Annotated in this window: 10 protein-coding genes; 3 read left to right on the top strand and 7 right to left on the bottom strand. The window is 47.9% G+C overall.

Features of this window, described 5'->3' with window-relative positions; all coding sequences use genetic code 11:
* Window positions 1-466 precede the first annotated feature (466 nt).
* Together BP97_RS0105350 and BP97_RS0105355 are read right to left on the bottom strand one after the other, a co-directional pair.
* Entirely contained in the window at window positions 467-1,180 is a 714-nt protein-coding gene (locus tag BP97_RS0105350) for a FadR/GntR family transcriptional regulator (protein ID WP_028548163.1), read from the bottom strand.
* A 291-nt stretch (window positions 1,181-1,471) separates the two neighbouring features.
* Entirely contained in the window at window positions 1,472-2,344 is an 873-nt protein-coding gene (locus tag BP97_RS0105355) for a helix-turn-helix transcriptional regulator (protein ID WP_028548164.1), read from the bottom strand.
* Window positions 2,345-2,563: 219 nt separating this feature from the next.
* Between BP97_RS0105355 and BP97_RS0105360 the strand changes: the two genes are divergently transcribed.
* The gene (locus BP97_RS0105360) at window positions 2,564-4,534 is read left to right on the top strand and encodes a beta-galactosidase trimerization domain-containing protein (RefSeq protein ID WP_028548165.1); all 1,971 of its coding nucleotides are present in this window, start codon (window positions 2,564-2,566) and stop codon (window positions 4,532-4,534) included.
* A gap of 48 nt (window positions 4,535-4,582) precedes the next feature.
* Here BP97_RS0105360 and BP97_RS0105365 read toward each other — a convergent pair whose 3' ends face one another.
* Both BP97_RS0105365 and BP97_RS35405 read right to left on the bottom strand, forming a co-directional pair.
* Window positions 4,583-6,124, bottom strand: coding sequence for an FAD-dependent oxidoreductase (locus tag BP97_RS0105365; protein WP_036745493.1), 1,542 nt, complete (start codon window positions 6,122-6,124; stop codon window positions 4,583-4,585).
* Between the two features lie 116 nt (window positions 6,125-6,240).
* Window positions 6,241-7,101, bottom strand: a complete 861-nt coding sequence (locus BP97_RS35405) for a helix-turn-helix transcriptional regulator (RefSeq protein ID WP_051620381.1) — start codon at window positions 7,099-7,101, stop codon at window positions 6,241-6,243.
* Between the two features lie 170 nt (window positions 7,102-7,271).
* Here BP97_RS35405 and BP97_RS0105375 point away from each other — a divergent pair, with 170 nt between their 5' ends.
* Entirely contained in the window at window positions 7,272-8,576 is a 1,305-nt protein-coding gene (locus BP97_RS0105375; protein WP_028548167.1) for an ABC transporter substrate-binding protein, read from the top strand.
* Window positions 8,577-8,630: 54 nt separating this feature from the next.
* Here the strand turns inward: BP97_RS0105375 and BP97_RS0105380 are convergent, their stop codons facing one another.
* On the bottom strand, window positions 8,631-10,400 hold the full coding sequence (locus BP97_RS0105380; RefSeq protein WP_028548168.1) for a glycoside hydrolase family 36 protein: 1,770 nt from the start codon (window positions 10,398-10,400) through the stop codon (window positions 8,631-8,633).
* Between the two features lie 123 nt (window positions 10,401-10,523).
* Between BP97_RS0105380 and BP97_RS0105385 the strand changes: the two genes are divergently transcribed.
* Window positions 10,524-11,003, top strand: a complete 480-nt coding sequence (locus BP97_RS0105385) for a dihydrofolate reductase (protein WP_036745494.1) — start codon at window positions 10,524-10,526, stop codon at window positions 11,001-11,003.
* An 80-nt stretch (window positions 11,004-11,083) separates the two neighbouring features.
* Here the strand turns inward: BP97_RS0105385 and BP97_RS0105390 are convergent, their stop codons facing one another.
* On the bottom strand, window positions 11,084-11,287 hold the full coding sequence (locus BP97_RS0105390; RefSeq protein WP_028548170.1) for a YbdD/YjiX family protein: 204 nt from the start codon (window positions 11,285-11,287) through the stop codon (window positions 11,084-11,086).
* On the bottom strand, window positions 11,280-13,367 hold the full coding sequence (locus tag BP97_RS0105395; RefSeq protein ID WP_028548171.1) for a carbon starvation CstA family protein: 2,088 nt from the start codon (window positions 13,365-13,367) through the stop codon (window positions 11,280-11,282). The genes BP97_RS0105390 and BP97_RS0105395 overlap by 8 nt, the downstream gene beginning before the upstream one ends.
* Window positions 13,368-13,467 lie beyond the last annotated feature (100 nt).

Here is a 13,467-nt window from a genome sequence, read left to right on the forward strand (position 1 = left end):
GGGACTCTTTGAGGGGGGAACTCGTTGGGGATATAGCCATTCCGTTGTATTACCTTGTTTATGTATACGGCGGAGACGAAGGAAAAAAAGACAGGGTTTCTCAGGCAAGTCGCTTTATGGAGTATTTTTTACAGGGATATAATCAGCATAATTCGATTGAAGATCATTGGTTGAAACAAATACCATTGCTCTTACAGTTAAGAGAAATCATTGTATATACGGGGATGTATCGCAGTTCAGATTTATCCAAGCTTAACCCCTGGGCACAAGATTACTTGTCGCAAAGTAAGCGAAGAATCGAAAATGGTTTACCCATTGTGAATATATGGACTTAAGGCTGCAATAGACGGTTCGTTAAGCCCCCCCAAAAAATATAAAAGCAGCTGCCCTGTTCAGGATTGTAGTCCCGTTCTGGCCGCAGCTGCCTCATTATATTATTTTGATCATCTAGCGCATGCCCAGATTTTTATTTTTTCAAAAACTTCAACAGCACCTGCTCAACGTGGAACAAATGGTGTCGCATCGCTTCCTGCGCTCCTGCCGGATCGCGGTTAAGTATTGCTTGATATATTGCTTTATGCTCCTTCAGCAGCTGCTTGGAGACCGTCTTGCTTGAATACATTTGAAGTCTTCTAGTTTCCCGGATCGCCGTTTGCATTTGGGTAGAAATGGAATCAATCATTCGCGCCATAATCGAATTGTGCGTAGCTTGAGCCAGGGTCAAGTGGAACAGCATATCGGAACGCTCTCCCTCCTCTTCGTTGCCCAGGGAATCCTCCATATTGCGAAGCACCGCTTCGAATTTGGCAATATCCTCATCATTGCGCTTCTCAGCTGCCAACGCGGCATTGGAAATTTCGAGCGCCTTACGCGCTTCGATTAATTCTACAACGGTCTCACGGCTCATAAGCAGCGAATCGAACACTGGGAGATCGACATCCTGCGATTCAATGCTGCGAACATAGCTGCCTTCGCCTTGATGAATTTCTACCAGTCCCATTGCCTTCAAAGCGCTGAGCGCTTCTCTAACGGTAGACCTTCCGACCTGAAAACGTTCGGACAGCTCTTTTGCAGAAGGAAGCTTCTGTCCCGGCGTCAGAGCGCCGCTCACAATCTGTTCTTTAATTTGATCCGCTATGACTTCATATATTTTACGCGACGATATTTTCTGTATTTCCAAATCGGCCGCCCCCTATAACGAAATTAATCCGTGCTTTATCTCACGTTTATTATACCCATCCCGCCGCATAATGCCAATTGTTCCCTAAAGTTCAATTAACCTTAATATGAAACTGTCTATATGAGCCAACCATGTGCTCATTCTCATGAAGATGAACTCTCCAATTGCAATTGCACTAGGAGCATTCAGTGGATTACACCTACTATCTCTGACTAGGACTACTTAACTTACTGTAAGTATTCATCCGTATTTGTGCTATTTCATTAAACTAAAGTATCCATGAGGTCTACGCTAAATATAACCTTTTGCTGATTGGCGGAAAAGGCCCGGCGTCATCCCCACCGTCTTGCGAAAGAGCCGAATGAAGTAGTTATAATCATTGAATCCGACTTGTGATGCCACCTCAGGCACCGGCATCGAGCTTTCAATCAGCAGCCGTTTGGCTGTTTCCATTCTTAAGGCATGATGATACTGAAGTGGGCTGAGACCCGTATGCTTCTTTAAGCATCTTGCCGCATAATCGAAGTTGAAATGGAGCTCCTCCGCCATGCGCTGGGCTTGGAACGATTCCGAAACACGCTGCTCCAAATACGCCTTTACCTGCTCAGAAATCATATACGAGCGGGTTGAACGGCGCTGCTCGCGCACTCCCGCTTGGATTTGCGATAACAGCCGCCCCAATAGGACCTGCAGATCTACTGCATGCTCCTGTGTCAGGCTCTCTCGAAGTCGAAGCATCTCATTTAAGACGGGAATAAGCGGCTTCAATTCAACCTGCCCGTACTTAGGCAAAAATAAAAATTGCTCGGAAGGCGTCAGATCGCTATCCGTCCCTCTGCGGACGTGCGTCGACCATGGGATATGCTTCTCCGGTAGCAGCGCTATGGCTCGATGATGCCGAAAATGCAGCCAGTACAGCTCTGTATTCTCCGTGCAGGGCCGGTGTCCGAAATGAGTCCGTCCCGGCTCGAGCAGCAGCAATTGTCCCGGCCCAATGTCGTAAGGCGTGCCGTCTTCCGTCATATACAATGTCCCGCTGCAAACGAGAATAAGGTCGTAAACCTCGAAGGAACGCTCGAAATGTTGCATTCCTCTCTTCCATACAGAAAATCCAGCCGTTAAAAATTGGGGCAGCGGGGGTATGGCAAGCTGTATAATATCCATCGGTTTCCTCCCAGGGACGTGCCTTATTGCCTTATTTATATAAGTGTAGTGTACAAGGCGTCTAAACTCAATGCATATTTCAGTCTTAATTGTGCTATAAAAGGTCGTACCACTATCTATTCCTTCTAACCGGTATATTTTATAGTTGAGAGGACATGTAATCGCTAACATTATTTCTATCAAGATAATATCACCTACCGTAAAGGAGCGTGCAATGCCATGCGTTTTCGTCAGGTTCATCTCGATTTTCATACTTCTGAAGCCATACCTTATATCGGCCGGCAATTTTCCAAACAACAATTTCAGGAGATGCTCCAAAGGGGAAGCGTAGACTCGATCACCATATTCTCTAAATGCCATCACGGCTGGGCATACCATCCATCGGAAGCGAACGAGATCCATCCGGGGCTGGACTTCGACCTGCTCGGCGCTATGATTGAAGCTGCCCACGAAATCGGTGTCAAAACGCCTGTCTACATATCCGCCGGGCTGGATGAGAAGCTGACTCGGCGTCACCCAGAATGGCTCATCCGAGATATCAACGACAATACGAATTGGGTGGACGGCTTTATGAAGCCGGGATACCATCAATTCTGCTTTAATACGCCTTACCTGGATATTCTGATTAACCAAGTCGAAGAAGTCGTGAGAAACTATGATGCTGACGGTATATTCCTGGATATTGTAGGCGTACGCCAATGCTACTGCCATTCCTGCGTCCAAACGCTTCGCAATGAAGGTCAAGATCCGCGCAATAAAGACGCAGTGCTTGCGCTCGGAGAACGCACTTACGCCAACTATACTTCCCGGATTCGCGAGGCGATAGATAAGATCAAGCCGGGACTGCCTGTCTTCCATAACGGGGGTCATATCCGTCGCGGTAGACGCGACTTGGCTCAGATGAACTCTCATCTGGAGCTGGAGTCGCTGCCGACCGGAGGCTGGGGCTATGATCACTTTCCATTATCCGCGCGCTACGCCCAAGGATTAGGCATGGATTTTCTCGGTATGACAGGCAAATTTCATACGACTTGGGGCGAATTCGGCGGCTACAAGCACCCGAACGCGCTGCGCTACGAAACCGCATTAAGTATAGCGAACGGCGCGCGCTGCTCGATTGGAGACCAGCTCCATCCGGAGGGGCTCATGGATCCTGCTACCTATGAGCTGATCGGAGCGGCATACCGCGAAGTCGAGCAAAAGGAAGCCTGGTGCAGCGGAACGAAGAACGTTGCTGACGTAGCTTTGCTATCTTGCGAGGCGGCCGCTTCGCAAAAGGAAGAAAAGCGCGGAGACCGTACAGGCACATCGGATGCCGGGGCGGTGCGTATGCTTCTTGAAGGTAAAATCTTATTCGACGTCGTTGATTTGGACAACGACTTCTCCCAATACAAGGTAGTCATATTGCCAGACCAAATTACCATCAATCCACAACTACAGGGCAAATTGAACGACTTTTTCGCTCAAGGCGGTAAGGTGCTGGCAACAGGACGCTCGGGCTTGAATGAGGCCGGCGACGCATTTGCTATTGATCTGGGTACAGCTTGGGAGCAAGTGAATCCTTACAAACCGGATTATTTCCGTCCTCATTTTGAGCTCGGCAGCCTTCAGAATGCAGCCTTCATCTTTTACTCTGAAGGGCAGCAGGTGCGCCTGACGGATGGAACGGCACTGGGTCATCGCGAGAACCCGTACTTCAACCGCGATGTGTTTACATTCTGCTCGCACCAGCATACACCAAGTGCGCAGCAGGACAGCGGGCCGGGAATGATCGAGAGCTCCAACGGCATTTACTTTGCCTGGAATGTTTTTGCCGATTATGCCGATAAAGGAAGCCTGGCATTGAAGGAATGCGTGCTGTACGCCTTAAATCGGCTCTTGCCAGACAAAACGTTAAGCACAACTCTCCCGGCTCAAGGGATCGTGACTTTGATGGAGCAGCCTGCCGAACAGCGCTTCGTCAATCATCTGCTCTATGCTACTCCTGTCAAACGCGGCTCTGGAGTCGAGGTGATCGAGGACTTGATTCCGGTATATGATACTCAAGTGACTCTTAAGCTTGACAAGCCAATTCGCAAAGTCTACTTGGCGCCTCAAATGGAGGAGCTGCCTTTTGTCGCGAGCGGAGGAACCATCAGCTATACGCTGCCAAAGCTGGAATGCCATCAGATGGTAGTACTGGAAAGCTAATTTAGCACACCAATAAGGGTGCTCGCACATAGCGGGCACCCTTATTCTTTAATCCAACTGAGCTAATGCCTTCTTAGCAGGGCCTTCGATCACATCGCCTTTGAATGAATACCGCGAGCCGTGGCATGGACAATCCCATGTTCGCTCCGCGTCATTCCATTCCACCTCACACCCCATATGAGTACAGGTTGTGTCAACGAGAAACAGCTTTCCGCTTGAATCCCGGTACGCTCCTGCTCTTTTCCCGTTCACCTGAACGACGGCACCCTCGTCCGGCGTTAATTCCTCCGGATCTCTACGCATCAGCTCGAGCTTGCCGGCGACCAAATGCATCGCTACATTGGCATTCTGAGTGATGAACGTTTTGATGCTTGGGTCAGCATGAAACCGCTGAGGAGTAAATACTTCCTCGTAAGGGCTCTTCTCGCCTACGATAAGCATCGTGTTCAGTATAGCCGCGGTTATACTATTCGTCATGCCCCATTTGCGATAGCCGGTTGCAATCAAGTGGTTAGGTACATCAGGCCACTCCTGTCCGATGTAGGGCATTTTATCCAAGGTGTAAATATCCTGAGCAGACCAGCGGTACAATATCTCGTTGAGTCCGAACGTCTCTTCCCCAAACTGCTGCAAATGCTCATAGTATTGGAAGGTACATTGCCCTTGCCCCGTCTTATGTCCCTCACCGCCTATAATAACGGCAGGTTCGCCGTCGATGAGCAGAGATCGTAGTGAGCGTTTCGGATTTTCGGCGCTGATATACATCCCACCGGGATACGGCTTCTTGGTACGAACAGCGAGCACATAAGAGCGTTCCGCGTGCAGCCGAGCAAAGTAAAATCCCTTCAGATCATTAAACGGAAAATGAGATGCACTGACCACATAATCACAAGATACCTGAGGCCCATGTTTCGTCTTTACGATCGACCGTTTGTCCAAGGTTGACTCTATAACTGTTGTCTGCTCAAAAATTTGTCCCCCCAACCGAATAATCTCCTCAGCAAGTCGGATCAGGAAGGGAACCGGATTAAAGCGGACTTGATTCTTCATCCTAACAGCCGCTTTCGTTTCATAAGGCAGAGGCGTCGTAACGACGTAATTCCCCGGGATGCCCAGCTTCTCATATGCCTTATATTCGTCCTGAATCTTCTGAACATAATCATCTTGGCTCGTGTAGACATATGCATCCTCTTCGCTTAACTGGCAGTCGATGTCCAGTTGGGCGACGGTATCCTTTACAAACTCAATGGCTTCATGGTTCGCCTCATAATATAAGCGAGCCTTCTCCTCCCCGAAATGGGAGATGAATTCATCGTAGATGAGATCGTGCTGCGCCGTTACTTTGGCCGTAGTCGAGCCCGTGGTACCTCCAAGAATGCGGCCTGCATTCAGGACGGCTACCTTGACACCTCGTTTAGCCAACAGATAAGCCGTTGTAATACCGGTAATCCCACCACCGATAACCGCAACATCAGCCTGCAAATTTTCGGTCAACTTTGGGAACTGCGGTATATTCGTTGAACGGAGCCAGTATGAATCGGGAAATTGCGGCAGACTGCTGCTAGCAGGGGTCTCACTATGCAAAGTCATTGTTAACTTTCTCCTTAATTCCAATTTTCTGCATAGGATATCCTTGCCTAGCCCATTCTATACGCTGCGCCTGATAGACGGTCTGATAGCATCTCATTTTTGTTAGCTAGGTCCTTCTATTTATTCGCACGAACTTTTTTTCGATATTGGAGTGGGGTTATAAAAGCAATTTTTTTAAATACCCGGTTAAAATGTCCCACATGCTCGTAGCCAACCGCTCCTGCAATAGCGATGATTTTCTCATCCGACTCCGCGAGCAGCCGCTGAGCTTCCCTCACTCGAGCCATCTGGACGTATTCCACCACACCGACCCCCGTCAGCTTCTTGAACATACGGCACAAATAATAAGGACTTATGTAAAATTGCTCTGAAAGCATCGCAATCGTAATATTTTCCTTGTGGTTTTTTATAATGTAACGAGCTACCTGAGTGATCTTTCCGTGGAGTGGTTGAGCCGGGTCAGCTTCACGCGCATGACGGTCCCCCCATCTGCATATCAAGAGCAGCAGCTCGCTAAGCAGTGCGCGGACAAACATCGAATAGCCGACCGGGCTATTTTTTAATTCATCCATCATTTTGAACATCAGGCTCCTGACGGCGGCTTGATCTTCCCAACTCAGCTTCAGCACCCCTGAACCGCATGGAAAAGGCAGCACAACAGGACTTTCCTCATCTTCCTTAGGCAAGCTTATGAACTCATCCGTAAAATTAATAAGAAGCCGCTCATGCCCAGGCTCTCCACGGTCTGCGGTGTGATGCAGCTCATTTTTGTTGATGATAACGAGATCCCCTTTTTGGGCAGCCAATACTCGGTCTTGTATGAAATAGTTACGCTCTCCGGATAGCAAAAAATAGATTTCATAATGCTTCTCATGAACATGACTTCTTTTCTGGTCAAAGAGATTTTTGCGCAGCAGGTGGCTGAAATGAAGTGTGCGACGTGCATTGTTGTATTTAAACAATGTGTACTCTTGCATTCGTGAACCCCTCTCTCACAAAAGCCATTATTCGCAATATATGTGAAGAATGCGACTTTCAAGCAATATTATAGCAAGAAAATAACCATGGATTGCATTAAAATAATCTCAAATTGAAAGCCTTTTCAATGAAAAAGGGGTGCTTTCAAAAAATAAGTAGAGGTGAGATTATGCATGCAAAAGCAAGCATCATGATGATAGGAAGCCTGATCCTGACAAGCTGGCTTGCAGGATGCTCCAATGACCCAAAAACGGCTAAACCTGCCGAGTCGAGCGTAGATTTGAGCCAACCAGCCGATCTTGTGTTTTATTCCAATAGCGGTGACCCTGTAGAAAGCTTTGACGACCGGTTCGGCAACGCAATCCGTAAAAAATTCCCTCAATATAAAATCACCTATCTGCAAAAAACGAAAGGTCAAACCCTGGATGAGCTGATGGCCGCCAATGCTCCTATCGATATTTACTGGGAATCCGTCGGACAATTCGTCAGTGGATTACTCAAGTACGAGCTGCAGTACGATATGACCCCGCTCATCCAGAAGAACAACTTGGACTTAAGCCGCTTCGAGCCAACAACTATAGAGGCTATGAAGTCGATATCCAATGGTAAAATGTACGGACTTCCTGTATCCAACAACAATATGGCGCTCTTTTACAACAAAGATATTTTCGACCGATTCGGAGTTCCCTATCCTAAGGACGGCATGACTTGGGACGATGTGGTGGAGTTGAACAAGAAGCTTACACGTACGGATAGCGGTAAAGCCTATCTTGGCTTCGGCATGTCCAATATTCATTACTTCCGTTTGAATTCGTTCTCTCTACCCTATGTAGACCCAAAGACAGACAAAGCAACCATTACCGATCCCCGCTGGAAAACGATTTACGAATCGGCCATACTGAGACCCGCGCAGCTTGAAGGCTTCCAGGCCAGCATTGAAAGCAGGAATCTGCTGCCTGAAGCGGACACGATGTTCTGGAAAGATCAAACCGTTGCGATGTACGGCTATCAGTCCTATTTATTCGTCCAAAAGGATTTGTCCAATCTCAATTGGGACATGGTCTCCTACCCGACCTTCAAGGAGCTGCCTGGTGTAGGCTCGCAATCTTATCCTACTTACTTCAGCATAACGAATACAAGCAAGTATAAAGAGCAAGCCATGGAGGTCATTAAATATTTGATCTCGCAGGAATTCCAGACCGAGCTATCCAAGAAAGGCATCATGACGGTCTTGAACGATAAAAGTGTCCAGAGCGTATTCGGACAATCCGGATATGCCAAGGATAAAAATTTGAAATCCGTATTTTATAATCAATTTGCTCCAATCTCGCCCAAAACCTTGTATGACGGAGAGGCTGAGAAAGCCTATCGTGCGCCACTTATTCCTATGGCCCAAGGTAAAAAAGACATCAATACCGCATTCCGGGAGGTAGAAGAAGGCGTAACCAAGGCCGTCGCCGATATGAAAAAGTAAACTCTTGCTTGAATAAAGGGCCCTCCATCTAGATGGAAGGCCCTTAAGTTTTATTTATACCGGCTTGCACACAAGCACCTTACCGCCGTGCCGCTCCATATGTACTTGAAGCTCCCCGCTGTACTCGCCAAGCTCTTCATCAGTCCAATAATCGCTTACCCGATACGCCCCTTCAAGCGCAACGGTAATCTTTCTCTCTTCTCCTTCCCAATTGAACAGACACAGCATCTGGCGATCCTCCTGCTGAATCCTGCCCACAGTAAAGGTTGTATCGTCAAAACGCGCTGCTTTGCCGGTACCGGCGATCAGCTTTTTCAGTACCTGAATATTTGCATCCGAGAGCTGGTACAGCAAATCCCCGCTTAGAATCATACCGCCGGATGCGGCGACAAACGCTTTGTGAAACTCGAACTCAGGCTCGGTCAATGTCGATTTCTTGATGACGATCTCTCCGTTTTTTCGGCTGGTCAAATCCAGGCTCTCCAGAACGATAACGTCCGGATCGTTAAACCATAACGTGTCATGCTGCCAATTGCGGTAAAACAGCTCTCTTGCGTTGTCAGAAACATGCTTCCAGTCTCTGAAAATATCATTCGTTACCCGGTTTCCGTGAATCAGTCCGAGAATCGGCCAGAACGGCGCGTTGCAGCCAAGCACGAAGCTGTCATGCCCTACCTCATCGACGATAGCTTTCATACCTAAGCGGAAGGCTTCAACCCTGGTTGCATTAGGGTCATAACGAACCCCTCCAGGCAAGCAACCGTACGCAAGGAAATCAAGCTTGAAATAGCGTATGCCCCATTCATCGTGCATTACCCGGGAAATATGCCGCAAGTAATTTTGGGCTTCGGGATGAGTCCCGTCCAGCATATACCATTCGCGCTTTCTCCCGATTTCATTAAATGGATTCCCTTGCTCATCATGTACGAGCCAATCAGGGTGCTCCTTGAATAAATTCGACTCCGTGCTGATAATAAAAGGAGAAATATAACCTGCCGCTTCGACCCCTTCCGCACGAATCCCTTCACAGATCGTCTTCATATCTGCACCTAACGAAGGTCTTGGTATCAGCCAGTCCCCATTATGTGCTTCATAGCCTCCATCAATTTGAATCCGTCTAAGCTCCGGGATACGCTCGGCGATGCCACGCGCATTTTCATATAATCCCTGTGCCGTCATCGGCCGTAAGCAGTAATAAGAGCACCAGCCGCTTGGAATTTCCGGGTACGTCATCCGGGGATGATTGGATTGTATGCTTGCTGCTAATTGATCGTAGAGCATATGCGGGTCGGGACTGCTAATAATAAGAAACGACTCCAGCTCCCATGATTGCCCCGGTTCCAGAGTCAACCCTTCCGTGTCCATCACGATTTCCATATAGCTGTCCTTGAAGCGGAACTCTCCAACAAAACGGTTGCAGGAAGTAAACGCCATCAACACTTGGTCTTGATGCTCCGGCGACAACTGAATAAGATTGTACACTGTCCATAAGTTTTCGTTATATTGGGTCTTTGGCAGACGAAAAAAGTCCCAATCGGTCCCATAAGCCCCGATTAATTGTGGTGATGCGAGCGTCCCTTCATATTGGCACAGCATCATGAACCCTTCTCCATAAAACGGCGTTTCGGGCTTCAGAGGGAGTTCGCCGGCAAACAGGACTGCCTCTTGTATTCTAAGCGGTTTATCTGATATATTGATAACCTTGGCTTGCAGCCGGTTACCTTGCCATTCCTTCTCAATACGTGCCTCATTCTGTGCAGCAACGGTTCCATCCATCAAACGAATATTGGAGCTACTCGACTTGATAACGCTTTCAATTTGCATGAATTCAACTACCTCCTCTAGTAAATGAACCCTCACTCGATAACGCTATTATTTTACAGCATTACCCATTTCATTTGTATGTTATTATTTATGATATTCCTGTAAAAATCAGAGGTGGGACTTATGATTCTTTCATTAATTGCAGCCATGGCTAATAACCGTGTTATCGGCAGCGACGCAGACATTCCGTGGAACATTCCCGGTGAACAAAAACGATTCAAAGACATGACGCTAGGAAAAACCGTCATTATGGGGAGGATAACCTACGAATCCATAGGCAAACCCCTGCCAGGCCGGAACACCATCGTCGTTTCCAAAACAAAGCAATTCGATCTTGATCATTGCGTGACGGTATCCTCTCTGGAGGAGGCTCTTCGATTGGTGCAGCATGAAGAAGAGGTGCTCGTGGCAGGCGGCGGACAAATTTATGCTGAAGCTATAACGTTGGCAGATAAAATCTATTTAACGATTCTTGATTCAGATATTGCGGGCAATGTCTTCTTCCCGCCATTCGAACAGGGCGATTTCAGGGTGACATACGAAGAGCGAGTGGACGGCGTTATTCCATATACTTACTATACATTCGAGCGAAAAAAAGCTTAATTGCTGCGCATAAAAAATACCCGCAGCCTTCAATTAGAAGGTCGCGGGTTTTTGATTTTTAATGTAGTGGAGTCCGCAGCCTAGCAGCAACGGGATACTTTGCCGCCCTTGGCATTGTAGCGCGCATCCTGCGCTTCCCGGAAAAACTGCTCTCTCGTTTGAATAGGCTCATCAGGATGCTGTTCTTTCATATGCTCAACATAGCGTTCGTAATTGGGCATCCCTACAAGCAAATCAAGAAACTGATTTCGGTATTTCAATACTTCCTTCACGGCATCAAACATATTTAGGCACCTCCCGATTCGGTTTACTTCCCCGTTCCTCATATGGCGCTTCTACCAGCGGAGCCGGTTTATTGTTCAGCACTCGGAACCATACGCGGATGGAGGAGATCAACACCGCAATAACAATGAGCATGAACAAGCCGCATAATACCGCATCCAAATAATCGCTTGTAATAATTTGCTGCATTTGCGATGGATTCTTGGCAGGAGCAAGCAGCTTGCCGCTATCCAGTGCGTTCTTGTACAGCTGGGCATGTGACAGGAAACCGATATTGGTGGCCTTGTGGAACAGCTTCTGCCAGCCTGCAGTTAGAGTGACGATTAACAGCCAGGCCGTCGGCATTAGGGTCACCCATGCATATTTTTTCTTACCCATTTTGAACAAGATCGTCGTACCGAGCAACAGAGCCATCCCGGCCAGCATTTGGTTGGCAATACCGAACAACGCCCACAGCGAATTAATACCTCCCAGAGGATCAATAACCCCTTGGTACAAGAAGTAACCCCACCCGGCGACGCAAATGGCAGTCGCTACGACATTTCCTACGATCGACTCCGTATTTCCCAAAGGTTTAACGACACTGCCCAGAATTTCTTGAATCATGAAACGCCCTACCCGGGTGCCTGCATCAATCGTGGTTAAGATGAACAACGCTTCGAACAAAATCGCGAAGTGATACCAGAAAGCCATCAATGCTTTACCGCCAATGACATTCGATAAAATATGGGACATGCCAATTGCAAACGTAGGAGCGCCGCCTGTACGGGAAATGATGGTACTTTCACCCACATCCTTGGCCATATTGGTCAAGTCGTTAGGCGTAATCGCGAAGCCCCACGAGCTGATCGTGGCCGCAGCCTTCACCGCGTCTGTCCCGATAGCTGCTGCTGGACTGTTAATGGCAAAATAAGTACCTGGCGTAATGACACAAGCTGCAATCAGCGCCATAATAGCTACGAAAGATTCCATCAGCATGGCACCGTAACCGATCGGACGGGCATGAGATTCGCGCTCCAGCATTTTCGGTGTCGTACCGGAGGAAACCAGTGCGTGAAACCCGGATACAGCTCCACAAGCAATCGTAATAAATAGAAAAGGAAACAGGTTGCCGGCAAATACGGGACCGGTTCCATCCAAAAATTTCGTTGTAGCCGGCATCGCAAGATCTGGCATAACGACCAGAATACCGACGGCCAAGCCGGCAATTGTACCGATTTTCAAAAACGTGCTCAAGTAGTCGCGCGGCGCAAGCAGCAGCCATACTGGTATGGCGGAAGCAATGAAGCCATAGGCAATCATCATAAGGGCGATCGTTTCGCCGCTGAAACTGAACATAGCGGATAATGCTGGGCTCTCCGCTACATATTTACCTGCGATAAGCGAAGCCAGCAGCAGAATAACCCCCATTACAGACGCTTCCACAACACGCCCCGGACGAATAAAGCGCATGTAAAGTCCCATGAGAATAGCAATAGGAATCGTCGCCGCAATCGTAAACATCCCCCAAGGGCTGCCGATCAAAGCTTTAACAACTACAAGCGCAAGGACCGCTAACAAAATAACCATAATCCCAAGAATCCCGATCATTGCGATGATGCCGGTAACTGAGCCAAGCTCGTCCTTGATCATTTCACCTAGCGATTTCCCGTTGCGTCTCGTCGACGCAAACAAGATGACAAAATCTTGTACGGCTCCGCCAAGAATAACCCCAATAATAATCCACAGCGTCCCTGGTAAATAGCCCATCTGAGCCGCCAATACAGGACCTACGAGCGGCCCTGCACCTGCAATAGCTGCAAAATGGTGGCCGAATAGCACCCATTTATTCGTCGGTACGAAGTCCTTGCCATCGTTTTTAATTTCGGCTGGCGTTTTTCGGTTATCGTCTAACCCAAACACTTTATTAGCTAGAAACTTGCTATAGAAACGATAGGCCACCGCATAAAATGCAACAGCTGCCACAACGAGCCAAATGGCATTAATAGATTCTCCCCGATTTAAAGCGAGTGTGGCAAAGCCGAATGCGCCTAGTACAGAAATAAGCCCCCATACTATAATGGACTTTATGCTTCTAGCCATAACGAAACCCCTCCGTAATCTAACATGAATTTGAACAAAAATGAATATGATAACGCTTGCAAGTAGTATATCTCGGTTTATACCCCATGAATACCGCTTT

The organism is Paenibacillus sp. UNC451MF (assembly GCF_000686845.1).
Lineage (GTDB): Bacteria > Bacillota > Bacilli > Paenibacillales > NBRC-103111 > Paenibacillus_S.

Bases quoted from the DNA above. Each gene is read 5' to 3' on its own strand.
- BP97_RS0105355 (WP_028548164.1), bottom strand. From the start codon at position 2,344: ATGGATATTATACAGCTTGCCATACCCCCGCTGCCCCAATTTTTAACG.
- BP97_RS0105360 (WP_028548165.1), top strand. From the start codon at position 2,564: ATGCGTTTTCGTCAGGTTCATCTCGATTTTCATACTTCTGAAGCCATA.
- BP97_RS0105365 (WP_036745493.1), bottom strand. From the start codon at position 6,124: ATGACTTTGCATAGTGAGACCCCTGCTAGCAGCAGTCTGCCGCAATTT.
- BP97_RS35405 (WP_051620381.1), bottom strand. From the start codon at position 7,101: ATGCAAGAGTACACATTGTTTAAATACAACAATGCACGTCGCACACTT.
- BP97_RS0105375 (WP_028548167.1), top strand. From the start codon at position 7,272: ATGCATGCAAAAGCAAGCATCATGATGATAGGAAGCCTGATCCTGACA.
- BP97_RS0105380 (WP_028548168.1), bottom strand. From the start codon at position 10,400: ATGCAAATTGAAAGCGTTATCAAGTCGAGTAGCTCCAATATTCGTTTG.
- BP97_RS0105385 (WP_036745494.1), top strand. From the start codon at position 10,524: ATGATTCTTTCATTAATTGCAGCCATGGCTAATAACCGTGTTATCGGC.
- BP97_RS0105390 (WP_028548170.1), bottom strand. From the start codon at position 11,287: ATGTTTGATGCCGTGAAGGAAGTATTGAAATACCGAAATCAGTTTCTT.
- BP97_RS0105395 (WP_028548171.1), bottom strand. From the start codon at position 13,367: ATGGCTAGAAGCATAAAGTCCATTATAGTATGGGGGCTTATTTCTGTA.